19 protein-coding genes are annotated in these 24,214 nt (G+C 71.3%); 12 read left to right on the top strand and 7 right to left on the bottom strand.

The features are described from left to right. Positions 1 to 69 precede the first annotated feature (69 nt). Positions 70 to 4,791, bottom strand: coding sequence for a lamin tail domain-containing protein (locus tag KYK13_RS03740; RefSeq protein WP_223642019.1), 4,722 nt, complete (start codon positions 4,789 to 4,791; stop codon positions 70 to 72). Positions 4,792 to 5,028: 237 nt separating this feature from the next. Between KYK13_RS03740 and KYK13_RS03735 the strand changes: the two genes are divergently transcribed. From KYK13_RS03735 to KYK13_RS03725, 3 genes are all read left to right on the top strand, one after another. Next, entirely contained in the window at positions 5,029 to 6,636 is a 1,608-nt protein-coding gene (locus KYK13_RS03735; RefSeq protein ID WP_223642018.1) for a serine/threonine-protein kinase, read from the top strand. Positions 6,637 to 6,712: 76 nt separating this feature from the next. Then, positions 6,713 to 7,567 (top strand): RimK family alpha-L-glutamate ligase, encoded by an 855-nt coding sequence (locus tag KYK13_RS03730; RefSeq protein WP_223642016.1) that lies wholly within the window; start codon positions 6,713 to 6,715, stop codon positions 7,565 to 7,567. A gap of 89 nt (positions 7,568 to 7,656) precedes the next feature. Then, a complete protein-coding gene (locus KYK13_RS03725; protein WP_223642015.1) occupies positions 7,657 to 8,193 on the top strand; it encodes an FHA domain-containing protein in 537 nt (178 codons plus the stop codon). A gap of 33 nt (positions 8,194 to 8,226) precedes the next feature. Here KYK13_RS03725 and KYK13_RS03720 read toward each other — a convergent pair whose 3' ends face one another. After that, positions 8,227 to 8,952: a tetratricopeptide repeat protein gene (locus KYK13_RS03720; protein ID WP_223642014.1), complete on the bottom strand. Its 726-nt coding sequence runs from the start codon at positions 8,950 to 8,952 to the stop codon at positions 8,227 to 8,229. Continuing rightward, positions 8,921 to 10,453 carry a serine/threonine-protein kinase gene (locus tag KYK13_RS03715; RefSeq protein ID WP_223642013.1) on the bottom strand — a complete coding sequence of 511 codons (1,533 nt, stop codon included), beginning with the start codon at positions 10,451 to 10,453 and terminating at the stop codon, positions 8,921 to 8,923. The genes KYK13_RS03720 and KYK13_RS03715 overlap by 32 nt, the downstream gene beginning before the upstream one ends. A 405-nt stretch (positions 10,454 to 10,858) precedes the next feature. On the opposite strand from KYK13_RS03715, the gene KYK13_RS03710 reads away from it, so the two are divergent. The 3 genes from KYK13_RS03710 (at position 10,859) to KYK13_RS03700 (ending at position 13,891) form a co-directional block, all read left to right on the top strand. Beyond that, positions 10,859 to 11,296: a host attachment protein gene (locus tag KYK13_RS03710; RefSeq protein ID WP_223642012.1), complete on the top strand. Its 438-nt coding sequence runs from the start codon at positions 10,859 to 10,861 to the stop codon at positions 11,294 to 11,296. Positions 11,297 to 11,373: 77 nt separating this feature from the next. Further along, a complete protein-coding gene (locus KYK13_RS03705) occupies positions 11,374 to 13,266 on the top strand; it encodes a methyl-accepting chemotaxis protein (RefSeq protein ID WP_223642011.1) in 1,893 nt (630 codons plus the stop codon). Between the two features lie 16 nt (positions 13,267 to 13,282). Continuing rightward, the gene (locus KYK13_RS03700; protein WP_223642010.1) at positions 13,283 to 13,891 is read left to right on the top strand and encodes an HAD family phosphatase; all 609 of its coding nucleotides are present in this window, start codon (positions 13,283 to 13,285) and stop codon (positions 13,889 to 13,891) included. A 1-nt stretch (position 13,892) separates the two neighbouring features. On the opposite strand, the gene KYK13_RS03695 is transcribed toward KYK13_RS03700, so the two are convergent. Together KYK13_RS03695 and KYK13_RS03690 are read right to left on the bottom strand one after the other, a co-directional pair. Beyond that, the gene (locus KYK13_RS03695; RefSeq protein WP_223642008.1) at positions 13,893 to 14,543 is read right to left on the bottom strand and encodes a glutathione S-transferase family protein; all 651 of its coding nucleotides are present in this window, start codon (positions 14,541 to 14,543) and stop codon (positions 13,893 to 13,895) included. Positions 14,544 to 14,582: 39 nt separating this feature from the next. Continuing rightward, positions 14,583 to 15,194 carry an adenylate/guanylate cyclase domain-containing protein gene (locus tag KYK13_RS03690; protein ID WP_223642006.1) on the bottom strand — a complete coding sequence of 204 codons (612 nt, stop codon included), beginning with the start codon at positions 15,192 to 15,194 and terminating at the stop codon, positions 14,583 to 14,585. Positions 15,195 to 15,499: 305 nt separating this feature from the next. On the opposite strand from KYK13_RS03690, the gene KYK13_RS03685 reads away from it, so the two are divergent. Beyond that, on the top strand, positions 15,500 to 16,360 hold the full coding sequence (locus KYK13_RS03685) for a hypothetical protein (RefSeq protein ID WP_223642004.1): 861 nt from the start codon (positions 15,500 to 15,502) through the stop codon (positions 16,358 to 16,360). A gap of 239 nt (positions 16,361 to 16,599) precedes the next feature. On the opposite strand, the gene KYK13_RS03680 is transcribed toward KYK13_RS03685, so the two are convergent. Next, positions 16,600 to 18,678, bottom strand: coding sequence for a S46 family peptidase (locus KYK13_RS03680; RefSeq protein WP_223642002.1), 2,079 nt, complete (start codon positions 18,676 to 18,678; stop codon positions 16,600 to 16,602). Positions 18,679 to 18,808: 130 nt separating this feature from the next. Here KYK13_RS03680 and KYK13_RS03675 point away from each other — a divergent pair, with 130 nt between their 5' ends. Further along, complete coding sequence (locus KYK13_RS03675; RefSeq protein WP_223642000.1) at positions 18,809 to 19,951, top strand: triacylglycerol lipase; 1,143 nt, start codon at positions 18,809 to 18,811, stop codon at positions 19,949 to 19,951. Here KYK13_RS03675 and KYK13_RS03670 read toward each other — a convergent pair whose 3' ends face one another. Then, positions 19,952 to 20,482, bottom strand: a complete 531-nt coding sequence (locus KYK13_RS03670) for a DUF4442 domain-containing protein (protein WP_223641998.1) — start codon at positions 20,480 to 20,482, stop codon at positions 19,952 to 19,954. It abuts the gene before it with no gap. A gap of 40 nt (positions 20,483 to 20,522) precedes the next feature. Here KYK13_RS03670 and KYK13_RS03665 point away from each other — a divergent pair, with 40 nt between their 5' ends. The 4 genes from KYK13_RS03665 to KYK13_RS03650 all read left to right on the top strand — a co-directional run bounded on the left by KYK13_RS03665 (position 20,523) and on the right by KYK13_RS03650 (position 24,200). Continuing rightward, positions 20,523 to 21,893 carry an FAD-dependent oxidoreductase gene (locus tag KYK13_RS03665; protein ID WP_223641996.1) on the top strand — a complete coding sequence of 457 codons (1,371 nt, stop codon included), beginning with the start codon at positions 20,523 to 20,525 and terminating at the stop codon, positions 21,891 to 21,893. Positions 21,894 to 22,043: 150 nt separating this feature from the next. Next, positions 22,044 to 22,604, top strand: coding sequence for a DNA starvation/stationary phase protection protein Dps (dps, locus tag KYK13_RS03660; RefSeq protein ID WP_223641993.1), 561 nt, complete (start codon positions 22,044 to 22,046; stop codon positions 22,602 to 22,604). Between the two features lie 106 nt (positions 22,605 to 22,710). Beyond that, the gene (locus KYK13_RS03655; protein WP_223641991.1) at positions 22,711 to 23,586 is read left to right on the top strand and encodes an SDR family oxidoreductase; all 876 of its coding nucleotides are present in this window, start codon (positions 22,711 to 22,713) and stop codon (positions 23,584 to 23,586) included. After that, positions 23,583 to 24,200: a glutathione S-transferase family protein gene (locus tag KYK13_RS03650; RefSeq protein WP_223641990.1), complete on the top strand. Its 618-nt coding sequence runs from the start codon at positions 23,583 to 23,585 to the stop codon at positions 24,198 to 24,200. The genes KYK13_RS03655 and KYK13_RS03650 overlap by 4 nt, the downstream gene beginning before the upstream one ends. The last annotated feature ends 14 nt before the right edge of the window (positions 24,201 to 24,214 follow it).

Below are 24,214 nucleotides of genomic sequence, written 5' to 3'. Positions count from 1 at the left end.
CGTTTTCATTTCAGGGAGGCTTTCCATCCCCGCTCCCCCAGGTGAGGGGAGCGGGGCGGGAGGCCGGGACTACGGCATCTCGATGGGGCTCGACGAGTTCTGCGGCTGGCGCTCGGTGCGGGGCACGAAGTCCGACGCGTTGTTGTCGGAGTCGTAGCCGTTGCCCGCGAATTCATCCTCGCCGCCCACCGCCATGGTGGCGGAGGTGGAGGTCGCCCGGGCCTTGCGCTCCAGGCTGCCGCCGGACGCCGGGTGCGCCGGAGCGGCGTGGCCCGCGCCACCTTCAGGGGCCGCCGCCGTGCCGTAGCCCAGCATGTCGATGGTGTTCACGTCGTAGTCCGCGTCACCGATGGCGGACGTGCCCAGGCGGACGTGGCCGCCAGCCGTCGGGCTGGCGGAGGTGTTAAACCCATAGGTCGCGTCCTCCTTCACGGTGGCGCTCTGGGAGTAGGCAGTGCCGACCAGCAGGTAGTAGCCGTGCGCCTTGATGCGCGCGCCCGCAGGCAGGGTGAACGACTGCCCGTACTTCGAGGTCGCGCCCGCCGCGCGGTACTGGAGCTTCCAGCCGGTCATGTCGACGTCCACGTCCGTGGGGTTGTAGAGCTCCACGAACTCGTCCGACGCGTTGGCGGTGGTGCCGCCGCAGAACTCACTGATGACGACGTGGCCCTGCGCCGCGGCCACGGTGACGGCCGCCTGCTGCGTCACGCCCTGGTAGGACGCGGTGAGCTGGCCGGAGCCCGGGGTCTGCGTAGCGGTGAAGACGACCGTGGCAGACGTCTGGCCTTCCGGCACCGTCACCGTCGAGGCCGACAGCGAGCCCTGCGCCGAGGGCGTGAACGCCACGTCCACGACCGCGCCGCCCACGGGGGCCTTGCGGTCCAGGTTGACGGTGAACGTCTGCGTCTTGCCCACCGTCACGGACGCCGCGCCCGGCGTGACGCTCGCGAGCTTCGCGGGCGGAGGCAGCACGGTCAGCGACGCCGAGCGCGTGAGGCCGTTGAGCGAGGCGGACACCGAGCCCGCCCCCTCCCCGTCCGCGGCGGCGGTGAACGTCACCGTCGCCGTCGTCTGGCCCGCGCCCACCGTCACCGACGTGGCGGACAGCGCGCCAAAGGGCGTGGCCGGCGAGGTCAGCGCCAGCAGCACCTGCACGTCCTGCGCCGGAGCGGACTCCAGCGACACCGTGAACACCTGCGACTGTCCCGCGTTCACCGTGGCGGTGGACGGGGTGAGCGAGGAGAGCCGCGGCACGTCCGTGATGACGTTCACCGTGGCGCTCATGCCCCCCAGCGTCACCGTGCCGGAGCCGGTGCTGGCCCCGCCCACGGTCACGTCGAAGGTGGCCGTCAGCGCGTCCGCCGTCACGGCCTGGGCGCTGACGGCGCCGAAGCCCGCGGGCGTCACGCTCACGTCCAGCGTCGTGCCCGCCGCCACCGGCCGGTCGAACGTCACGGTGAAGCGCGCGGTGCCGCCCGGCGCCACCTGCTGCGTCGCCGGGGTGAGGTCCGTGGCGGTGGCCGCCTCGTTGGCGCCCAGCACGCGCAGCGTGGCCGTCCGGGAGGACGTGCCCAGCGTCGCGGTGAGGGTCACCGCCGCGGCCGGCGCGTTCGCCGCCAGCGCCACCGTGGCGCTGGTCTGGCCGGCGGGAATCACCACCTGCCCGCCCGCCGCGGCCAGGGACGCCGCGTTGGAGGAGCCGATGGTCACGGTGACGTCCACCGGGTAGGTGTTCGCCATCGTCACGGTGAGGGGCTGGGGAATGGCCTGGGTGCCGCCCACGCGCGCGAAGCCGCCGGACGTGAAGGCCGTCAGCGCCGGCAGGGGCGGCAGGGGGATGGCCATGTCCGCCGCGCTCCGGGGCATCAGCTTGTGGTCGCTGAAGGTGAACGTGAGCACGCCGCGCAGCGCGGTGTACTCCGTGCCCAGCACCTGCGTGGGGTAGTTGAAGGCCTGGTCACCCACCATCAGGCCCGAGGACGCCGGGTTGCCGGCCTTGTTCTCGTCCACGATGAACTCGCGCTTGGTGTTCTCCAGGCGGGTGTTGAAGACGTTGCGCACCTCCACCAGCGCGCCCTCCAGCGCCTTCGCCTGCGGGCCGTTGGTGCGGATGGCCTCCGTGCGCACCACCACCGGAGCCGGCAGCGGGTTGGCCACGCTGTTCTTCGTCACCTTGGCGTCCGTCACCTCCAGGAGCCCGAAGTAGTCCTTCAGCAAGCCCTCCACGCGGATGTTGTCACCCACCGCGACCGCGGACTTGGCGCTGTAGATGAAGAGGCCGGAGTTCTCCGCCCCCTTGCCCGCCGGGTAGTGCGCCACCTGCACCCAGTAGCCGTTGTCCACCTTCGCATCCAGCGCGGTCACGACCACGTCGTCCACCGCCACCTTGGTGCCCACCAGCGACTGGTTGCCGAAGCGGGGCGTCGTCTTCACGTCGTAGACGGTGGTGACGCACGCGGTGCCGGCGGCGTTGGCCACCGGGCACGGGTCGCACGCGTCGCCCACGCCGTCACCGTCGGAGTCCTTCTGGTCCGGGTTGGCGACCAGCGGGCAGTTGTCAGCCGGGGTCAGCACGCCGTCGTAGTCGAAGTCCGTCGGGTCCGCGACCGAGCACGCGTTCGCGTCGTTCGGGCAGCCGTCGCACACGTCGCCCTTGCCGTCGCCGTCCGTGTCCTTCTGGTCCGCGTTGGCCACGAAGGGGCAGTTGTCCTTCCAGGTGGGCACGCCGTCGTGGTCGTCGTCGTCGCCGCGGAAGGCCTGGCACGCGGTGGTGCCCGCCTCCAGGGGGCACGGGTCGCACGCGTCACCCACGCCGTCGCCGTCCGTGTCCAGCTGCCGCCCGTTGTCCATGGGGCGCACCGGGTTGAAGATGGTGGGGCAGTTGTCGACGGAGTCCGCGATGCCGTCCGCGTCCGCGTCCGCCGCGCTCGCCACGCCCGTGTAGACGGTGGAGCCGTTGACGGCGGCCACCGGGAAGCTGGTGTTCACCGCGCTGCGCGAAGGCTCGCAGGTGGGCTCGTTGTCCGGGGTGCCGCACGCGAACAGCGGGTAGAGGCCCTGGGTGTCCGTGGAGTTCTTGAACTCCGTCAGCGTCTTGCCAATCTCCGACTTCACGCACGCGGCCTTCTGGGTGCCGCACACGGCCAGGGCGTCGCAGGTGTCCGTGCCCTTGAGGCCGTCCACCAGCGCCTGGTCACCGTAGAGCGGCTTGCCGCCGCGCATCGTCAGCACCACGTCCGCCGGCTCCGCGGCGATGACCGCGCGGAACGGCGAGGCCGCGTTCGCGCCCAGGCGGAAGATGGCCAGGTCCGCCACCTTGCCCGGGGCGATGCGGCCCACGCGCGCGTAGACGTCCACCAGGTCCGCGGCGTTGCCCGTCACCATGCGCCACAGGTCCTCGTCCGTGAAGGTCTTCGCGTAGCGCGTGGTGTTGAGGTGATCCGCGCAGCGCAGCTCGCGCAGCAGGTTCATGGAGCCGGAGCGGATCCAGTCCGTGCCCAGGGCGATGGACGCGCCCATCCGCTTGTACGCCGTCACCATCGCGGTGTCGCCGTACAGCGAGATGTTGGAGCGCGGCGACCAGATGAGGCCCGTGCCGTGCGCCACCATCTCCGAGATGTCCTGGGCGGTGAGGCCCACGCCGTGGATGATGGCCGTGCGCGGGAACAGCACGTTGCCGGCGCCCGCGGACAGGCAGCGGAACTCGTTGCGCGCCGTGGCCGCGATGCCCTCCGCGATGTGCGGCATATACGCGGACGTGCGGCTGGTGAGCGTCGCCGAGGACGGGAACGAGCTGTACGAGCAGGTGTCCGTCAGCGTGGTGCCGCTGCTGTCGCCCAGCGGGAAGGTGTCCGAGTCCGCGAACGGCACGGCCAGCCCCTCCTGCTGCGCGGTGGCGGACACGTCCAGGTTGCGCAGGAACCCCGCCTGCCCGCCCGCGCCCGCGATGGAGGTGGTGCCCGCCATCACCTGGCGCAGCTCCGACCAGCGGATCGCGTCCGCCTTGGAGTTGGACGGGTTGCTCAGCCGGGTGTGCCTGTTGTTGCCCGTGCGCCAGTCGTGGCGGTGCTCGTAGCGCTCCACGCTGGTGCTCGCCAGCGGCGAGCCCGGGTACGTGATGTGGTCATGCGGGTTGATGAGGCCCGGCGAGATGACGCCCGTGGGGCACGTCACCACCGTGGCGTTCGCGGCGCCGGCCGCCTGCGAGCAGTCGCACGCGGCGCAGGTGATGACGCCCTGGGCGTCCACCAGCACCTGGCCGCCCGCCAGCGTCTCGCCGTCCTTGAGCACGATGCCGATGAAGAGCTTGCCCGCCGTGCCCGTCTTCGTCACCGCGCAGGTGGCGCCGTCCGGCAGCGGCGCGGGAGCCTTGTCCCAGCACTGCGCCGCCTGGGTGGGCGTGAGCGTGCAGTCCGCCTCGCACCCGTCGCCGCCAGTGGTGTTGCCGTCGTCGCACTCCTCGGCGCCTTCCTTCTTGCCGTCGCCACACTTCGCAACGGGGAGGGTGCAGTCCGCTTCGCACCCGTCGCCGCCAATGGTGTTGCCGTCGTCGCACTCCTCGGCGCCTTCCTTCTTGCCGTCGCCACACTTCGCAACGGGGAGGGGGAGGGTGCAGTCCGCTTCGCACCCGTCGCCGCCGATGGTGTTGCCGTCATCGCACTGCTCGGCGCCTTCCTTTTTTCCGTCGCCGCAGACCACCTGGTGGGGGACTTCTGGTTCATCCGAACTACAGGCACTGCCCAACAAAAGGACCGCGCCCAGAGTGGCCAGCAATAAACGGGAGCTGCGCATGAAGCCTCCTGCCCGAAGGCAGTGCTTGAAAAAGGAATCGGTGCGACGGGGATGCCGTTCGTGCCTCGCATGCGGCGTGAGGCAGGACTGCAACATTTCAGCGATACCTGACCCCTGAAGTCCACTTCATGGAGCCCCCAAGGTCTACCCAGCGGCGGGAGGTATGGTAGGAGCGCACCCAACGTGTGGGGGGGCAGGCAGATGACGCGGCCTGCCACGTTCTAAAGTAGGGGGGACATGATTACCCGGAATCCATCGAGCACCGTGTCGCGCTTCCTGGATGCTCACCTGCGCCGGGACGCGCAGGCGCGTGAGCTGTCCGTGGCGCGCTTCATGAGCATCCTGTCCGCCATCTGCGTGGTGGTGGCCGCGGCGCTGGGACCCGCGATGGGCTGGGACCTGACGTTCGCGCTGATGGGGCTGGCCACGGTGCTGTCGGGCTACTACGGCTGCATGTGGTGGGTGCTGCGCTCCGGCGCGTTCCACCCGGCCATCCCATGGCTGAACGTCTTCATCGAGGTGAGCATCCCGGCGGTGGTGCTCACGTTCGACCTGCGCTACCAGGGTCCGGTCTACGCGCTCACCGCGCCCACGCTGGTCATCTGGGGCACGCTGGTGACGCTGGCGGGCCTGCGCAGCAACCCGCGCCTGGGGCTGGCCGCGGGCGCGCTGGTGGCGGCGGAGTACCTGGCGCTCTACTTCGGCTTCGTTCGGCCGCTGTTGCCGGAGAAGCCGCTCGTCACCCTGGCGCCGCTGTTCATCTGCGTGCGCGCGTTCTTCTTCGTGGCCACGGGCGCGCTGACGGCGACGCTGGCGCGGCACTTCCTGGAGCGCACGCGGAGCGCGCTCGCGGCGCTGCGTGAGCAGGAGGTCATGGGCAAGTACGTGCTGCACGAGCGGCTGGGCGCCGGCGGCATGGCGGAGGTGTACCGGGCCACGTACTCGCCGGAGGGCGGCTTCGAGAAGCAGGTGGCCTTGAAGCGCATCCTGCCGTCGTACGCGGACGACGCGGCCTTCGTGACGATGTTCCGGCGCGAGGCGGAGCTGTGCTCGTCGCTCTACCACCCCAACATCGTCCAGGTGTTCGACCTGGGCCGCCACGGCGGCACCTACTTCCTGGCCATGGAGTACGTGGACGGACTGCCCCTGAGCGCCCTGCTCAACCCGCGGAACCGCCGGCCGCTGCCCGTGGCCGCCGCGACGTTCCTGGCCGCGGAGCTGGCGTCCGCGCTGGACTACCTGCACCGGCGCACCAGCGCGGACGGCGTGCCGTTGCGGCTGGTGCACCGCGACCTGAACCCACCCAACATCCTGGTGTCGCGCATTGGCGAGGTGAAGCTGTCGGACTTCGGCATCGCGCGCGACGCGGTCCGCGCGAACCTCACGGTGGCCGGCAGCGTGCGCGGCAAGCTGGGCTACATGGCGCCGGAGCAGGCCATGGGCAGGGACATCGACGGCAGGGCGGACCTCTTCGCCCTGGGGCTCACGCTGCACGAGGCCCTCACCGGCCGGCGCGCGCTGAGCGGCCACTCGGAGGAGATGCTCCTGCGCGCGGCGGTGGATCAGGAGGTCGTCCCGCCCTCGCAGCTCAACCCCGCGGTGCCGCTGGCGTTGGACCTCATCGTCATGCAGCTGCTCCAGAAGGACCCGGCGAAGCGCACGCCCCATGGCGCGGCGCTGCGGCAACAGCTGCTGGCGCTGGAGGGCCCCGCGGCCCCCTTCCCGCACGGCCAGGCGGAGCTGGGGCGGGTGGCGCGCGAGGCGAAGGCGCTGGCGGAGCAGCTGACGCAGGAGACCGTGGAGACGGGGGCCGTGGGCGGGCCGCCCCTGGCGCGCCCGGCCTGACACCGGGGGCGACGCTGCGCGGAGCCCGGGAGCGCGTTAGAACGCGGCGCGTTTCCTCACCGGGAGCTCTTGCACCTTGGACATCGCCGTCATCACCTACGCTGGCCTGCCGCAGATGAACCCGCTGGACGCGCCGCTGGTGCCCGCGCTCCAAGCGCTGGGCCTGGACGCACAACCGGTCATCTGGGACGACCCCACGGTGGACTGGAGCCGCGTGCGCGCGGCGGTGGTGCGCAACGCCTGGGACAGCCACCTGCGCCGCGAGGAGTTCGTCGCCTGGGCGGACCGCGTGGCCGGCGTCACGCGGCTGTTCAACCCGGCGGACGTGCTCCGGTGGAACACGCACAAGGGCTACCTGAAGACGCTGGAGGCGCGCGGCCTGCCGCTGACGCCCACCGTCTGGGTGCCGCCCGGCGGAACGCTGGACGTGGCGGCCACGGCGCGCGAGCGCGGCTGGGACGCGGTGGTGCTCAAGCCCGCGGTGGCCGCGGGCGGGCTCAAGGTCTTCATCTTCCGGCGCGAGCAGTGGGACGACGCGAGCGCACGGGTGGCACTCCTGGCGAAGGAGGGCGACGTGATGGTGCAGCCCTACCTGCGCGCCTTCGAGACGGAGGGCGAGCGCTCCTACATCTTCTTCAACGGCGTCTTCAGCCACGCGGTGCGCCGCCCGCCCACGCTGTCCACCGCGCCGCGGGGCTTCACGGAGCCGCACGGCTTCACGCCGGAGGATCCGGTGGAGCGCCAGCTGGCACACGAGGTGATGGAGGCGTCCGGAGGCGCGCGGCTGCTGTACGCGCGCGTGGACGTGGCCACGGACAACGCGGGGCGCACCCGGCTGCAGGAGGTGGAGGTGACGGAGCCGTGCCTCTTCCTGCCCATGGCCTCCGGCGCGGCGGAGCGGATGGCCAAGGCCGTGGTGGCGCGGTTGTAGGATGGGCGCGCGGTCCATTCGCCCAATCGTGGACACCTGGGTAGCCGTCAGGGCGACACGGAAGCGGCGGATGGGGTTATGACTGAGGCATGCGAGCCCTGTTGCTCTCGCTGCTCATCCGGCAGCACATGGCACTCCAGGAGAAGTTCAACGCCAAGTACCCGCACGCGTGGCTGGTGTGGGAGGCGGGCGCGTGGAACGTCCCCGAGGAGCAGAACGTGGCGGCCACGCGGCTGCCCATGATGGACCTGCGCGACTGCCTGCCCGCGGGCGACGCGCTGTGCTTCGAGCTGATGGGGGTGGCGGAGCGCGGCCCCCTGAAGCTGGGGCGCGCGTCGCACAACACCTTCGTGGTGAATGACGCCACGGTGTCGCGCGACCAGCTGGCGCTGCACCCGACACCGGACGGCGGCTGGAAGGTGGAGCGGCTGGCGCAGTCCCGGCCGGTGACGGTGAACGGCGAGGCGCTGGAGGCCGAACAGCCGCGCCTGCTGACGACAGGCGACGAGCTGAAGGTAGGCGACGTGCGCCTCACCTTCCACGACGCCCCGTCGTTCCACGCCCGCATCGGCCGCATCGCCGCGCAGGTGCTGGCCCAGGCTTCCGCGCCACCGCCGCAGCGCTGACAGCCCGGGCCCCCCGGCGGCGGGAGAAGCCGCCTACCGCCCCACGGTGCCGAGCGTCGTGCCCCGCGGGTTCGGCGCCGTGGCGAGCCACACCGCGCCCCCCGCGAGCACCGCCACCGCGCCCGCGCCCGCCCAGACGTACCAGCGGCGCGTCCACGGCTTGGAGGCTGAAGCCTCCGCCTTCACGGACGCGTCCGGCACCTGCATGGCCAGGGCGTCGGAGGCCCCGTTCTTCTCCGGCGCGGGGGCCGCCGGGGTCGCGGCGAGCCTCGCCTCGTTGGCGCGCGCCTCCGCCAGCGCGGCCTGCTCCCGCGCCTTCTGCAGCTCGCGGTCCCGGGTGAAGCGCTCGCGCTCCCGGCGCTGCTCCTCCTGCACGCGCGCCTTCGTGTCCATCTCCGCGGTGAGCTCGCGCACCGTGTCCGCGTTGGCCGGCTCCCCCTCCGACAGCGCCAGGTAGCGCCGGTAGAAGAAGGCCGCGCGCGACGGGTTGTTCAGCTGCCGGTGGCACTGCGCGATGTTGAAGAGGAACGCGGGCAGCGGCTTGAGGCGGTACGCCTCGCTGAAGGCCTTGAGCGCCCGGTCGAACTCGCCCAGGTCGTACGCCAGGTTGCCCTCGGAGAACTTCTCCCGCGCCTGCGTCTCCGAGGCGCTGACCGTCGCGTCCGCCGCCACCCCCGGGAACGGCGTCCCCAGGGCGAGCGCGAGCACCAGGCCCAGGGCCTTGCGCTCACTGCGACGCGAATGGGTCGATGACCGCATCCCGACTTCCTCCCTTGCGCCCCGGCGTGCGTGCGGGGGCGCGGCGGGGGCCCGCGCTCGCCTTCACGAGCGGCACGGTCAGCTCCGCGGCGGCGGCATCCTGCGCGAGCTCCACCTTGCGCTCCAGCGGAACGTAGCCGGCCAGCTCCACCCGCAGTTGCGGCGGCACCGCCTTGCGGCTCAGCGCCTTCGTCAGCGGCGTGGTGCCCAGCTCCTCGCCGGTGTCCATGCGCACCACCTTCGCGCCCGGCGGCGACGACTGCACCGTGAGCGTCACCGCGTCCGCCGAGCCCTCGACCACCGGAGCGTCCGCGAGCGGCGCCCCCGCGGTGACCACGGCGGCCGGCGCCTCCGCCGTCCGCGACGCGCGCATCGAGCGCAGCCCCGTCCACGTGGTGATGCCCGACACCAGCGCGAGCGCCACCACCCCCGCGGACACCTGGAGCCGCCGATCGCGCAGGAGGCCCGGCACCTTCATGCGCAGGGTGGGCCGCTCCGCCTCCTCCACCCCCAGCGCCTCCGCGCGCGCGGGCGCGACCGGCGCGGTGGGCAGCAGGAGGAGCGCCGTGGTGACCTCCGCCAGCTGCTGGGGCCGTGCTTCCGGCTCCTTCGCCAGACAGCGCATCACCAGGTCCGCCAGCTCCGGCGGCACCCGCTCGCCCGAGGGCAGGTGCGTGGGCAGGGGCGGCGGCGGCTGGGTGATGATCTGCACCACCAGCTGCCCGAAGGCCGGCGCCTGGAAGGGCGGGTGGCCGGAGAGCATCTCGTAGAGGATGTTGCCCACCGCGTAGATGTCCGCGCGCGCATCCACCGGCAGCCCCGCGGCCTGCTCCGGCGCCATGTACGCCGGCGTGCCGATGATGGTCCCGTCCAGCGTGCCGGTGAGGCTCACGCCCGTCTGCGTGGTGATGAGCTTCGCCACGCCGAAGTCCAACACCTTCACGAAGTCCTGCTGCCCGGAGCGCTGCGTGATGAAGAGGTTGTCCGGCTTGATGTCCCGGTGCACCACGCCCACCTGGTGGGCCGCGCCCAGCGCCGCGCACACCTGCACGCCCATGCGCTGCACGCGCTCCAGCGTCAGGCCCTCCTCCTTCAGGAGCGCCGCCAGGCTCTGCCCGCGCAAGAGCTCCATCACGCAGTAGACGTGCCCGTCGGGCGACTCGTCCACGAAGTCGAAGACCTCCACGATGTGCTCGTGGTTGATCTGATTGACGGTGCGCGCCTCCTGGAAGAAGCGCTGCACGAACGAGCTGTCCCGCGCGTGCTCCGGCTTGAGCACCTTGAGCGCCACCTGGCGCCCCAGCCGCACGTGCCGCGCCTGGAAGACCCGGCCCATGGACCCTTCGCCCAGCAGCTTCTCCAGCTGGTAGTTGCCCAGCACCGTCCCTTCCTGGGCCTCCTGTCCGGCCGGCGACATCACGACCGGAGCCCCGCCCCCGTCGGTCACGGCGTCACCCGATTCGGACAGGACTGTGAGCGCAAGCAGGTCGTCAGTGCCCATGGCGCGATCAAGTTTCCACGGCCGGGCCACCCTGCAACCCAGGGGAGGGCATCTGTCGCGCGTGAGGCAGAAAAACTTTCGCCACGTGACGATTCACCTGCCGTATGCCGCGTGGACAGGGGGCATGTGCGGCGACCGCGCACCTGAATCCGACGGACATTGAAATACGTCTCCATACAACCCACTCCCGTCCAAATCCCCCGCGCGCGATGGTCGCCGCTTGGATGCGGCGGGTCAACGTGGGCGGAGGTCGCAAGGCCCCGGGGGCACGCGGAGTGTTCCCCGCCGGGAGGGGAGCGGCGGCCGGGCCGCCTGGCCTCCGCGCGACGGGGAGTCGGCTCGCTGGGGGAAGCTTGCCGGGACCCGTGGGGGTCCGCATCCCTCAAGAGACAAGGAGGCGTGAAGATGGCGGACAAGAGGCTCTGGATCCTGGTGGCCAACGCGAGTCGGGCCCGGCTCTTCGCCACGGATGCGAAGGCGGAGAAGTGGGACCTCATCGAGCAGTTCCAACATGACGAGAGCCGAGCCAGGGCCGCCGACCTGCTCAACCAGGCGGACAACCCCAACGCGGGCACGCTGCACGGCCCGGTGCCGGAGAACGAGCCGGACGGCCGTCGCCAGCTGGAGCACGAGCGCTTCGCCCGCGAGCTGTCCGCGCGCCTGGACAAGGGGGTGGACACGCACGCGTTCGACCAGGTGGTCATCGCGGCGCCGCCGGGGTTCCTGGGGCTGCTCCGGGGGCTGCTCAGCACGCGCGTGAAGCAGCGGGTGCGGCTGGACCTGGACGCGGACTACTCCAACCTGCCCGCGCGGGAGCTGCCTGAACGGGTGCCCGTGCTGTAGGCGGCCAGTCGGCCAGGGGGTTCGGGGCCCGGGTTCTGGTATAGGGATCCGGGTCCTCTTCTTCGCGCCGGCGTGCCATGCCTTCTTCAATCCTGCCGTCCCTGACGCTGCGTGGGCGGCTGTTGCTGTACATGACCCTCGTCTCGTGCGTGCCGCTCCTGGCGCTCACCGGCCTGCAGGACCGGCTGATGCGCCAGCAGACGGAGGCGCAGATCGACGCCGCGCTGCGCATGGAGGCCGAGGGGTTCAAGGACCTGCTGGAGTCCACCCTGGCGGAGCGCGAGGCGAGCGCGCACAGCTGGGCGGAGGACCCGCTCCTGCGCCAGGCGCTGCGCACGAAGAACCCCACAGAGAGCGACGCCATGCTGTCGCTCTTGCAGCGGCGCTACCTCACCCTCAACGGCATCGTGCTCTTCAGCGACGACGGCGTGGCGGTCTCCGCCAGCACGCCCGCGCTGCGCGAGGCGTACGCCGGGGGCGCGGAGGCCGTGCGCCAGTCGCCGTGGTTCAAGAAGGCGCAGGCCGGCACCACCACCGCGGAGGGCGTGGAGGTGGAGGACCCCATCTACAGCGTGCACGTGCTGCCCCTGGCGGTGCCGGTGCTGGACGAGCGCGGCCAGCGGCTGGGCGTGCTGCTCGCCGCGTTCGACTGGGGCCAGGTGGGAGAGCTGGTGAAGCCCGCGCTCGCCCGCGCCCAGCGCCGCGGCCACTCGAGCTTCTCCCTGGAGCTGCGGGGCGCGGACGGCCGGACGCTGTTCGACACGCGACCGGGCGGGCACGACGACGCGGGCCGCGTGGAGGCGGTCGCGGTGAACGGCTCGGAGGTGCGCGACGTGGGAGACGGGTGGAGGTTCATCGCCCAGGTGGACCTCGATGAGGCCTACGCGCCGCTCAACCGGATGCGCCAGCTGGTGCTGGGCCTGGCCGCCCTCTTCGTGGCGGCGGTGGGGCTGGGCTCGTGGGTGCTGGCGCGCGGCATCACCCAGCCGCTGCGCGCGCTCAGTGAGGTGGTCCGCCGCGTCGTGAAGGAGGGCGACCTTACGCAGGTGATGGAGGTGAAGGCAGGACGGGACGAGGTGGGCGAGCTCACCCAGGCCTTCGGGCAGATGATGAAGAACCTGCGCGAGACGGCCACCAGCCTCCAGGAGGGCACGCACGTCCTCAGCGAGACCGTGGCGGAGTTGAACCTCGCCTCCGAGGTCCAGGAGCGCAACGTGGCCCGCCAGGCCGCCGCGCTCCAGGAGACGCAGGTGACGGCGCAGGAGATCAAGCAGACGTCGCTGCTGGCCGCGGAGAAGGCGGAGACGGTGCTGGGCGTGGCGGCGCGCGCGGAGGAGGTGGGCCGCGCGGGAGAGATCGCCATCCGCGACAGCCTGGGCGGCTTCCAGGGGCTGCACGAGCAGTCCGGGGAGATGGCCATGCGCATCGTGCAGCTCAACGAGCGCACGCAGCAGATTGGCGGCATCACCCAGACGGTGAAGGACCTGGCGGACCAGTCCAACATGCTCGCGCTCAACGCCGCCATCGAAGCGGTGCGCTCCGGCGAGCACGGCAAGGGCTTCAGCGTGGTGGCGCGGGAGATCCGCAACCTGGCGGATCAGTCCATCCAGGCCACGGAGAAGGTGCGCGACATCCTGGGAGACCTGGGCCACGCCATCATCTCCACGGCGAAGATGACGGAGCAGAGCCACTCCAGCGTCGCGGAGGGCCTGGAGCAGGTGCGCACGAGCGGCGACCACCTGAAGGAGCTGGCCACCATCGTCCAGGACAACGCCGCGGCGGCGCGGCAGATCGCCGGGGCGGTGAACCAGCAGAACGCGGGCATCGCGCAGATCTTCAGCGCGGTGACGGACCTGTCCTCCATGATGACGGAGACGCAGGCCAGCCTGAAGTCCACCACCGGCGCGGCGAAGCGGCTGCAGGACGTCGCCAGCCAGATGGAAGGCGTCGCGCGCGCCTACCGCATCTAGAACCGGGAGCCTCCTCGTGTCCGCCGTCCCCGCCGTGAAGGCCGTGCTGCTGGACCTGGGCAACGTGCTGGTGTTCCACGACAACGCGCTGCTCTTCGCCAGGCTGGCGGCGCGGGCGGGGATGGAGCCGCGAGAGGCCGCGCGCAGGCTCACCGGCGCGGGGTGGACGGCGGCGAACCGGGGCCTCCTGGACGCGGAGGGCATCCGGAGGGACGTGTGCGGCGCGCTGGGCGTGGACCTGCCCATGGAGGAGTTCGCGCCCCTGTGGAGCAGCCACTTCACGGTGCACGACGCGGTGCTGCCGCGCGTGGAGGGGCTCGCGGGGCGGGTGAAGCGGGTGCTGGTGTCCAACACCAACGCGCTGCACGTGGCGTGGCTCAAGCCCCGCCTGCCGCTGCTTCAGCGCTTCGACGCGCTGGTGATGAGCTGCGAGGTGGGGCACGTGAAGCCGGAGCCGGCCATCTACCGGCTGGCGCTCCAGGAGGCCGGCTGCGAGCCGCAGGAGGCCGCCTTCTTCGACGACCTGCCGGAGTTCGTGGACGCGGCCCGCGCGCTGGGGCTGCGCGGGTACGTCTTCACGGACGCGCCCACGTTCGACGCGCAGCTGAAGTCGCTGGGGCTGTGAGCTACCGGTAGCGCGCGAGCTCGGGCTCGCCGCGGGCGGCCTCGGTCCACTTGAGCATCGCGGGCAGGCCCAGCACCGCGTCGCGGTACGCGATGTTCTGCGGGCGGAACGGGACGCCGTAGGTGACGAAGCGGGTGACGACGGGCGCGAAGAACGCGTCCGCGATGGTGAAGGCGCCGAAGAGGAAGGGCCCGCCCTTGCCGTAGCGCTCGCGGCAGCCCTCCCACAGCGCCTGGATGCGCGCGATGTCCGCGTGCACGCCCGGCGCGTCCACCCCCGGCACCGTCTTGCGCGCGGTGATGTTCATGGGGAGGTTCGTGCGCAGCGCCTGGAAGCCCGAGTGCATCTCCGACGTCACCGAGCGCGCCATCGCGCGCGCCGCGCGGTCCGTGGGCCACAGCTTCGCTTCCGGGAAGGCCTCCGCCAGGTACTCGCAGATGGACAGCGAGTCCCACACCAGCGTGTCACCGTGCTTGAGCACCGGCACCCGCCCGCTGGGCGAGTGCAGGGCGATGAGTGCCGCCGTCTCCGGCGTGTCCAGCGGCACCAGCACCTCCTGGAACGGCTGGCCGGTGTGGGCCAGGGCCAGGTAGGGACGCAGCGACCACGAGGAGTAGTTCTTGGAACCAACGACCAGGGTGAGCTCGGACATGGCGCGGCACCTTATCGCCGCGCGGCCGACTCCCCACGCTCAACCGTTCGCGGGCGCGCGCTTACGGCCCAGCAGTGAACGCACGCGAGACAGGAGCGCGCGCTCATCGCGGCCCTCCGCCGGAGAGTCGATGCGGAACACCGCCACCGGCAGCCGGATGTTCTTCAACTCGTTGCGGCCCAGCTTCACCGGGGGCGCCTTCAGCCGGCCCTCCAGCTGCGCGGCCACCGTCTCGCTGACGTAGACGGTGCCCGGGCGCGCCAGGGACTCGATGCGGGCCGCCAGGTTGACGCCCTCGCCGAACACGTCGCCGTCACGGTGCACCACCATGCCCAGGTGCGCGCCCGCTCGGACGGACATGCGCTGCTCGGAAGGCACGGCGCGGTTGCGCGCGTCCACGGCGGCGCGCCACTCCAGCGCGAACGCCACCGCGGGCGGGCCGGACTCGAACTCCAGCAGGAAGCCGCCCTCCTCCATGCGCTTCACCTCGCGGCCGCCGTGGCGCGCGAGCAGCCCGCGCACCAGCTGGCCGTGCTCCTCGTGCAGCGCTTGTTGTAGCGACTCATCCCGCCAGCGTTGACCTGCGGGGGCCTCCATGTCCGTGAACATGATGGCCGACATCTTCCGGGGCTCCGGAGCCTCCACCACCATCGTGCATCCTCCCTCCCCCCGGCGTGAGACGAGCAAGATGCTACCGCACGACGGGCACCGGCTCCCAACCACCCCGGGAAGGCGCCCGGACGGATGCGTTCCGGGGAACACAACCGTGCGAAGACAGAGATGGATTCAACCCCGCGTCATCAACGTAGCGCCTTGCTGACGCGACGCACCAATCACCCGGGAGGTTCTGTCTCACGGTTGTTTTGCACCCGACGTGCTGCGGTGGGGGACGTCCAGTGCGCGTCAGGTGATGGGTGCGCGCCACGTCCGCGGCGGCCACGGAGGGCCCGCGGGCGATGATCCACTCAGACGAGAAGGTCCGGCAGATGGCGCGCTCGCTGCTGCCGGCGAAGAACCGGGAGCACGCTCGCTGGAATCGCGCCCGCGTGCACCGCGCGGCTCGCAGCGAGGCCCGGCGCGAGTTGGCGGCGTGGATGCGGAACAGCGCTTGGGAGGAAGACGTTCCGCCCTGCGCTCCGTGGGAGGACATCGAGATCCGCCAGGCCATGAACTTGCGGCGCTGGGGCGACAAGGTGAACCCCTTCATTCGCTGGGCCACCGCCCGCACGCGGAACCTGCCTCATGAAGCCCGAGCGGGCCACGTGCGCGGCATCCTGCCCAGGGGGGTCATCGGTGAGCATGCGTGGTTCCATCTGAAGGACACGCCCGCGTTCGAGGACCCCGTCGAAGCCTCGCGGCGTCAGCATCGCAGGCGGTGCGCACAGCGACGCGAGCGGCAGCGCCGCAAGGGAGCGCTGCTGGATCGAGGTGAGCAGGTGCAGCTCCTGCGCGCGCTCCTCCAGGAACACGACGGGCACCGCCTCTTCAACCGCTTCCTTCGCGAACGCTACGCATGGACGCGGACGTTGAACGACCAGGCCCCCGCGAATCGCAAGCTCCAGGTGCTGCCGCCGCACCGTCCGCTGCTCGGCGTGCACGACCTGAATCCCTTCCTGGACTCGCTCCAGCCCGATGCCCGGGGCGGCTACTTCCACACCTGGGGCACGCTGACGCCCACGCTGCACTGGGTGCGGCTGTTCCTCCAGCGCTTCAAGGCACACCGGAGCCACATCCCCTCCGTGCGCGCCGAGCTGGAAGCGAAAGGGCTGCTGGAGCCCGTCATTCCGGCGCAGCCCCGAAAGGGGCTCGGACGGTGATCCACTCGGACGAGAAGGTGTTGCGCGCGGCGTGCACGACGTCTACCCCTTCCTGGACTCGCTCAAGCTCGACGGCCGGGGCGCGTACTGCTTCTCAACAAAGACCCAGGACGTGCCGGCCCGCTGGGTGCGGCTCTTCCTGGAGCGGTTCAAGGCGCACGCAGGAGACATCCCGGCCGTGCGGGCAGCCATGGAGGCGGAAGGACTGATGTCCTCCCGCCCCCTCGGGCGTGCCTGCCTCAGCGAGCCGGAGCCGCGGACGCCGCCTGCGCGCCCTTCAGCTCGTTGACCACGCGGGTGGCGCCGTAGACGTGCTCCAGCGCGGCCAGGATGCCGTCGCCGTGCACCGCCACCGCGCGGTTCGTCTCCGGCACGTAGAGGTAGCGGCCTCCCAGCGACGGCAGGTTGCCATCGAAGATGAGCCCCACCACCTGTCCGTCCCGGTTCACCACCGGCGAGCCGGAGTTGCCGCCGATGATGTCGTTGGTCGTCGCCATGTCCAGCGGCGTCGCGTCCGCCACCTTGCCCTTCGCCTTCACCCACGGCGCCGGCAGCTTGAAGGGCTCCTTGCCCGTGTCGCGCCCGTACGCGCCACCGAACGTGGTCAGCGCGGGCACCGCCTTGCCGTTGTCGTCCCAGCCCTTCACCTGCCCGTAGTTGAGCCGCAGCGTGAAGGTCGCGTCCGGCGCGCCCGCCGTGCCATTCACCAGCAGGTACGCCTTCGCCAGCCGCTCGCCGTTGCGCTTGAGCACCGCCTCCACCGTGTCCTCGTAGCGCTTGCGCGACGCGCGCGTCTCCGCGTCCACCTTGCGCGCCAGGACGATCATCGGATCCTTCGACGCGTCCACCGCCGCCTTGCCGCCCTCCAGCAGCGCCTTGCGCACCTTCACGTCGCCCAGCTTCGAGCCGCGCACCAGCGCCTTCGCCAGGTCCGCCGGGGCGTCCTTCTCCAGCACCCGCTGCACGAACGGATCATCCGCGCCCAGCGTCTCGCGCAGCTTGTTGAAGCCGAACGTCAGCGTCAGCGCCTCCAGCTCCGCCGGGATGGGCGCCTCGCGCAACAGCCGCTGCTTCAGCGCCGGCAGCTGGCCGTCGGTGTACTCGCGCAGGCGCTCGCCGTTGGGCTTGGGCAGCTCATCCGCCGCGCGCACCAGCGCCTGCGCGTAGGAGAACAGGTCGGAGCGGAACGCATCCCCCGCGCCCTTCATGCGGTAGTCGTTCATCATCCGGCGCCACGCATCCAGCGCCTGCGCCGTCTCCTCCCACATGCCCTGCGTCAGCGCCTTCGCCTCGGGATTGGCGTCGATGCGCTTGCGCAACTCCGCCTCCTCCTGCCGCTTGCGCGCGAGCACCGCGGGATCCGCCAGCGTCTCCTGCCGCCCCTTCAGCGCCTTCAGGCCGTTCTCCACGCCGCGCAGGCTGGAGCGCGCCACGCGGTAGCGCTCCGGCGAGGAGCTGGTGAACTCACGCAGCGCGCCCCGCATCTCCGCCAGTTGCAGCAGCGTCTGGGGCAGCGCCACGTCGCGCTGGAACTCCAGCTCCGCCACCGTGCTCTTGCGCTCCGTGCCGCCCGGGTGGCCGGAGACGAAGACGAGGTCCCCCTCCTTGGCGCCCTCCTTCGCCCACGGCAGGTAGTCCGGGCTCTTCGCCGGCGCGTCGCCGTCCCACACGCGCACGAAGGACACGTCGTAGCCGTAGCGCGGGAAGTTGAAGTTGTCCGCGTCCCCGCCGAACGCCGCCATGGAGAACTCCGGCGCGAAGACGAGCCGCACGTCCTGGAAGCGGCGGTACTTGTAGAGCTGGTACTTGCCGCCGTTGTAGAGCGTCACCACGTCGCACCGCACGTCCGCGCCGGTGGTGCACGCGGCCTCCACCGCGGCCATCTCCTTCTTGAGCGCGGTGTTGAAGGCCGCGCCGGACAGGCCCTTCGTCGCCGCGTTCATCCGCTCGGTGACGTCCGTCATCTCCACCAGCTGGTTGGCTTCAATCTTGGGACAGCGGCGCTCCTCCTTCGCCGTCTTCGCCTGGAAGCCCTTCGCCAGGAGGTCATCCTTCGCGGTCGTCAGCTCCTCGATGCAGCTGCGCACGCAGTGGTGGTTCGTCATCACCAGACCGTCCGGCGACACGAAGCTCGCGGAGCAGCCGCCCGCGAGCCGCACCGAGCCCAGGCGCACCTTGTCCAGCCACGCCTGGGTCGGCTCGAAGCCGTAGGCCTTCTTCACCTGGGCGGCGGGGAAAGCGTCGTAGGTCCACATGCCCTCTTCCGCCGCGGCGGGGAGGGACGACAGCAGGCCAAGCGCGAGCAGTCTGCGGTACACGGGGAGTCTTCCTTCGTGGCTAGGGGGAACGGACCGCCGGGATTGTCAACGCGGCCGGGGGCGCGTCAACCCTGGGAGACGCCGGGTATTCCAAGCCCATCCCGGGAGCGTGGGGTATGCTGATGGGCCCATGTCCGTGAAGCACCACGTCTACCTCGTCCCGGGATTCTTCGGATTCACCAACCTGGGCGAGCTCCTCTACTTCGGCCACGCGTACGAGTTCCTCAAGCAGGACCTCGCCCGCCGGGGAGTCGACGCGGAGGTGGTGACGATCGTCTCCCACCCCACGGCCTCCATCCGTCAGCGCACCGCGGACCTGCTCAAGGCCGTGAGCGAGACGGCCTCCGGGGACGACGGCCCCATCCACCTGGTGGGCCACTCCACCGGCGGTCTGGATGCGCGCCTGTTCGTCTCCCCCGGCGCGCAGGTGTCGGACGCGCTGGAGCTGGAGCCCTTCGCGCGCCGCGTGCGCTCCGTGGTGACGGTGTCCGCGCCCCACGCGGGCACGCCGCTGGCCACGTTCTTCCTGGGGCTCTTCGGCCAGCAGCTGTTGAAGCTCCTGTCGCTGTTCACCATGTATGTGCTGCGCTTTGGCCGGCTGCCCCTGAGCGTGGTGTTCCGCTTCGGCCACCTGATGGCGCGGGCGGATGATCAGCTGGGCTGGAAGGCCACGCTGCTGGATCAGCTCTTCGACCAGCTCCTGGGGGACTTCTCCACCGAACGGCGCGACGCGGTGGCCAAGTTCCTGTGGGAGGTGGGGCGCGACACGTCGCTCATCCCCCAGCTCACGCCGGAGGGCATCGACCTGTTCAACGGCGGCACGCACGACCGGCCCGGCGTGCGCTACGGCTCCGTGGTGACGCAGGCCCGGCCGCCGTCCCTGCGCACGCGGCTGGCGGCGGGCCTGGATCCATACGCGCAGCTCACGCACACCATCTACGCGTTCGTGTACAGCCAGACGCAGCGGATGCCGCTCACGCAGCTGCCCCTGCACACGCCCGCGCAGACCGCGGCGCTGGTGCAGGCCTACGGTGCCATGCCCGGCCCCACCGCGTGCGACGGCATCGTGCCCACGCGCTCGCAGGTGTATGGCCGCGTGCTCACCGCGGTGCGCGCGGACCACCTGGATGCCATTGGCCACTTCGACCAGCCGGCGCACCAGCCCCCGCACGTGGACTGGCTCATCTCCGGCTCCGGCTTCCGCCGCCCCCAGTTCGAGGCGATGTGGAAGACCATCGCCGACTTCCTCCTGGAGGAGGAGCCGGCGCGGTAGCTACCCGCGCTTGAACACGGCCAGGAAGCGCGACTCGGCGACACACTGGCCGTCGGTGCCGAAGAGCCGCACGGGAATCCACGCCTCCGCCTTGTCGCCCGTCGCGCGCAGCTCCGACGCGAGCTTCGCGAGCAGCTCTTCGGAGGGCTCGCACACCGCGCTCACCGCTGACTTCGCCTTCGCGTGGAAGGCGACCTCCATGCGGTTGACCAGCATCTTGTACTGGCCCGGCGGGAAGCGGCGGAAGAGCATCACGCCCATCGTCAGTTCCATCACCGTCACCTGGGCGCCCAGGTACACGCTGCCCACGTGGTTCTTCGTCTTGCGGTCCAGCGGCACCGTCGCCTTCACGCGCGCGTCCGTCACCTCGTCCACGCGGTAGCCCATGGCCCCCGCCAGCGGGACGATGTTCTTCACCGCGAGCGTCGTCAGCGCGTTCGCCGCGCCCGGCGACACCCGCCGCAACTTCTCCACCAGCTCCAACGCGAACATCCGGTCCTCCACCCTTCCCGTCTGACGGTCCGCGCGCATCCTAGCCACCCGCCGCTTCCGGCATAGAGTCCGCCACACCATGGGTGAAAGCGTGGACGTGGTCGTCATCGGCGCGGGCGTCGCGGGGCTCACCGCGGCCCGGGACATCGCTCGCACCGGCGCCACCGTCGCCGTGCTGGAGGCGCGAGACCGCGTGGGCGGCCGCACCCTCACCCGTGACGTGGGCGGCGGGCTCGTGGACCTGGGCGGCCAGTGGGTGGGCCCCAGGCAGCGGCACGTGCTCAAGCTCGCGGACACCCTGGGCCTCCAGCGCTTCCCCCAGCACCACCAGGGCACCAAGGTGCTGGAGGTGCGCGGCGAGCGCCGCACGTACCAGGGCAAGGTCCCGTCCCTGCCCCTCCTGTCACTGCTGGACCTGCAGCGCATCGTCTGGAAGCTGGAGGGCCTGGCGAAGCGCGTGCCTCGTGAGCAGCCCGCCGCCGCGCCCAGGGCCTCCGAGTGGGACGCCCTCACCGTGGAGGACTGGAAGCAGCGCCACGTTCCCACCTGGGGCGCCCGCGCCGCGCTGGACATCGCCACGCGCGCGGTGTTCGCGGCGGAGCCCTCGGAGCTGTCCTTCCTGCACTTCCTCTCCTACGTGCACTCCAACGGCGGCCTCATGCCGCTCACCGAAATTGAGGGCGGCGCCCAGGCGGAGCGCTTCGTGGACGGCGCGCAATCCCTCTCACGGCGTCTGGCGGAAGCCCTGCCCGCGGGTCGCGTCGTCCTCTCCGCGCCCGTGAAGGCCCTGCTCCAGGACGCCCGCGGCGTCACCGCCACCACGGAGGACGGCCGGGCCTTCCGCGCGCGCTACGCGGTGGTGGCCACGCCGCCCGCGCTCGCGGAGCGCATCGACCTTGGCGCGGATCTGCCGCCGGGCCGCCGCCGCGCGCACGCGGACATCCCCATGGGCAGCGTCATCAAGGTCGTGGCCACCTATGCCACGCCCTTCTGGCGTGAAGCGGGCCTGTCCGGCGAGGCCGTCAGCGACGTGGGCCCGGTGCGCCTGTGCTTCGACGACTGCGGCCCGAACGGACACCACCCCGCGCTCGTGGGCTTCTTCCTGGGCGACACCGCCCGCGCGTGGACCGGCCGTCCCGCCGAGGACCTCCACCGCGCCGCGCTGGCGGACTTCGCTCGCTTCTTCGGCCCCCAGGCCCTCACGCCCGTGGCCGTCGCGGCGCTGGATTGGAAGCAGGAGCCATTCAGCACCGGCTGCTACGTGGGCCTGCCCCGCCCCGGCACCCTCACCGCCATTGGCGATGCGCTGCGGGCCCCGTTCGGCCGCGTGCACTGGGCCGGCACGGAGACGGCCATCGAGGGCTGCGGCTACCTGGACGGCGCGGTGGAGTCCGGCGAGCGGGCCGCCACGGAGATCGCCGCCCGGCTGACCGCCCCCGGCGCGGCCTGAAGCCGCCCGGCCGGCCACCCCCCGAGCCAGCCGTGCAGCCAGACGGCGCGCGCCTCATTGTGGCCAAGGACCCACTCCATCCCCACCCTGAGGGGAGCGCCGAGACGTCATGCCGACGGTCTGCCGCGCGCAAACCACCAGCGAGGGACCATGTACACGACCAGCCACGTGAACCTTCCCCAGGACGCGCGCGAAGAGCTCATCGACATGCTCAACACGCTGCTCGCCAACGCCATCGACCTGCACTGGCAGGTGAAGCAGGCGCACTGGAACATCCGGGGCACGCACTTCATCAGCCGCCACCTGCTCTTCGACGACGTGGCCAAGCACGTGCGCAAGCACGCGGACACCTACGCCGAGCGCGCGGGCGCGCTGGGCGGCTACGCCCAGGGCACCATCCGCCTGGCCAGCAACAACAGCCAGCTGCCGGAATACGACCTGCAGGCCGTGGACGGCGACGCCCACGTCCGCGCGCTCGTGGAGCGCGTGGCCCGCTACGCCGCCAGCCTGCGCGACGGCATCCAGCGCTCCGGAGACCAGAACGACCCCATCACCGCGGACCTCCTCACCCAGACGCTGGGCGAGACCGAGGAGGACCTCTGGTTCCTGGAGAGCCACCTCAACGGCGACGCGCGCCCGGGCATCACGCCCACCCGCGGCGGCAACCGCCGGGGCCGCCCCGCCGAGGACGTCAGTCAGGTCTCCACCTGATGTGAACCCCCTGATGTGAACCACCCGCCTCCCCGGCAGGTTCTCCTGCGCGGGGAAGGTGGGGAGCGTATAGAACGCGTCCCTGGATTCCAGGAGGACGCGTCCCATGGCGGCAGAGCTTCCCGAAGACCGTCTCGATGGCAAGGTGTGCCTCATCACCGGAGCGACCGGCGGCATCGGTCAGGAGACGGCGAAGGGGCTGGCGCGCCGGGGGGCCACGCTGGTGCTCTCCGGCAGGGACGAGGCCCGCACGGCGGCCACGGTCGCCGCGGTTCGCGAGGCCGCTCCCGGCGCCCGGGTGGAGTCGCTGCTCGCGGACCTGTCCTCGCTCCAGTCCGTGCGGGACCTGGCCCGGGCCTTCCGCGACCGTCATTCACGGCTGGATGTGCTCCTCAACAACGCGGGCCTCATCATCGACCGGCGCCAGGTGACGGTGGACGGCTACGAGGCCACGTTCGCCACGAACCACCTGTCCCACTTCCTCCTCACGCACCTGCTGCGCGACGTGCTGGTGGCGAGCGGACCGGCGCGCATCATCAACGTGTCCTCGGAAGGGCACCGCCTGGCGTACGCGGACTTCCTGGAGGATCCTCAGACGGAGAAGCGCCGCTACGACGGCATCCGCGTCTACGGCAACGCCAAGCTCAGCAACATCCTGTTCACGCGGGGGCTGACGAAGCGGCTCGCGGGCACGCAGGTCACCGCGAACGCGCTGCACCCCGGCGCGGTGCGCACGGGCTTCGGACACAACAGCCAGGGCTTCTTCAAGCACCTCATCAAGCTGGCCGGCCCCTTCCTGCTCTCCCCCGAAAAGGGCGCGAGGACCTCCATCTACCTGGCGTCGTCGCCGGAGGTGGCGGGCGTGAGCGGCGAGTACTTCATCAAATGCCGCAAGGCGAAGCCGTCGTCCGCCGCCCGGAACGACGCGCTCGCGGAGCGGCTCTGGCAGGTGAGCGAACAGCTCACGGGAGTGAAGGCATGATCGACCTGTACACGTTCAAGACCCCCAACGGCCGCAAGATCTCCATCGCACTGGAGGAGCTGGGCATCCCGTACAAGACGCACCCGGTGGACATCACCCAGGGCGAACAGTTCAAGCCCGAGTTCCTGGCCATCAATCCCAACAACAAGATTCCGGCCATCGTGGACCACGACGCGCCGGGAGGCCGGCCCCTGGCCCTCTTCGAGTCCGGCGCCATCCTGCTGTACCTGGCGGAGAAGACGGGCTCGCTGATGCCCACGGAGCCGCGCGGCAAGGCGGAGGTGACGCAGTGGCTGATGTTCCAGATGGGCGGCGTGGGCCCCATGCTGGGCCAGCTCAACCACTTCGGGCGCTTCGCCACCACGAAGATTCCGTATGCCATTGACCGCTTCCAGACGGAGGCGAAGCGCATCCTGGGCGTGGTGGACCGGCAGCTGGCGTCGCGCGACTACCTGGCCACCACGTACTCCATCGCGGACATCGCCACGTACCCGTGGCTGAAGACCTCGCGGGACTTCTTCCCGGAGCTCTTCAGCGACAGGCCCAACATCCTCCAATACCTGCACCGCGTGGGCAGCCGGCCCGCCGTGCAGCGCGGCATGCAGATCCCCTGACGGTTAGTGCCCTC

Origin of the sequence: Corallococcus sp. EGB (assembly GCF_019968905.1) — a bacterium.
GTDB lineage: Bacteria > Myxococcota > Myxococcia > Myxococcales > Myxococcaceae > Corallococcus.
Note: the sequence above shows the minus strand (reverse complement) of the source record. Positions and strands in the feature narration are given on the sequence as shown.

Bases quoted from the DNA above. Each gene is read 5' to 3' on its own strand.
- KYK13_RS03740 (WP_223642019.1), bottom strand. From the start codon at position 4,791: ATGCGCAGCTCCCGTTTATTGCTGGCCACTCTGGGCGCGGTCCTTTTG.
- KYK13_RS03735 (WP_223642018.1), top strand. From the start codon at position 5,029: ATGATTACCCGGAATCCATCGAGCACCGTGTCGCGCTTCCTGGATGCT.
- KYK13_RS03725 (WP_223642015.1), top strand. From the start codon at position 7,657: ATGCGAGCCCTGTTGCTCTCGCTGCTCATCCGGCAGCACATGGCACTC.
- KYK13_RS03720 (WP_223642014.1), bottom strand. From the start codon at position 8,952: ATGCGGTCATCGACCCATTCGCGTCGCAGTGAGCGCAAGGCCCTGGGC.
- KYK13_RS03715 (WP_223642013.1), bottom strand. From the start codon at position 10,453: ATGGGCACTGACGACCTGCTTGCGCTCACAGTCCTGTCCGAATCGGGT.
- KYK13_RS03710 (WP_223642012.1), top strand. From the start codon at position 10,859: ATGGCGGACAAGAGGCTCTGGATCCTGGTGGCCAACGCGAGTCGGGCC.
- KYK13_RS03705 (WP_223642011.1), top strand. From the start codon at position 11,374: ATGCCTTCTTCAATCCTGCCGTCCCTGACGCTGCGTGGGCGGCTGTTG.
- KYK13_RS03695 (WP_223642008.1), bottom strand. From the start codon at position 14,543: ATGTCCGAGCTCACCCTGGTCGTTGGTTCCAAGAACTACTCCTCGTGG.
- KYK13_RS03690 (WP_223642006.1), bottom strand. From the start codon at position 15,194: ATGGTGGTGGAGGCTCCGGAGCCCCGGAAGATGTCGGCCATCATGTTC.
- KYK13_RS03685 (WP_223642004.1), top strand. From the start codon at position 15,500: ATGATCCACTCAGACGAGAAGGTCCGGCAGATGGCGCGCTCGCTGCTG.
- KYK13_RS03675 (WP_223642000.1), top strand. From the start codon at position 18,809: ATGTCCGTGAAGCACCACGTCTACCTCGTCCCGGGATTCTTCGGATTC.
- KYK13_RS03670 (WP_223641998.1), bottom strand. From the start codon at position 20,482: ATGCGCGCGGACCGTCAGACGGGAAGGGTGGAGGACCGGATGTTCGCG.
- KYK13_RS03665 (WP_223641996.1), top strand. From the start codon at position 20,523: ATGGGTGAAAGCGTGGACGTGGTCGTCATCGGCGCGGGCGTCGCGGGG.
- dps (WP_223641993.1), top strand. From the start codon at position 22,044: ATGTACACGACCAGCCACGTGAACCTTCCCCAGGACGCGCGCGAAGAG.
- KYK13_RS03655 (WP_223641991.1), top strand. From the start codon at position 22,711: ATGGCGGCAGAGCTTCCCGAAGACCGTCTCGATGGCAAGGTGTGCCTC.
- KYK13_RS03650 (WP_223641990.1), top strand. From the start codon at position 23,583: ATGATCGACCTGTACACGTTCAAGACCCCCAACGGCCGCAAGATCTCC.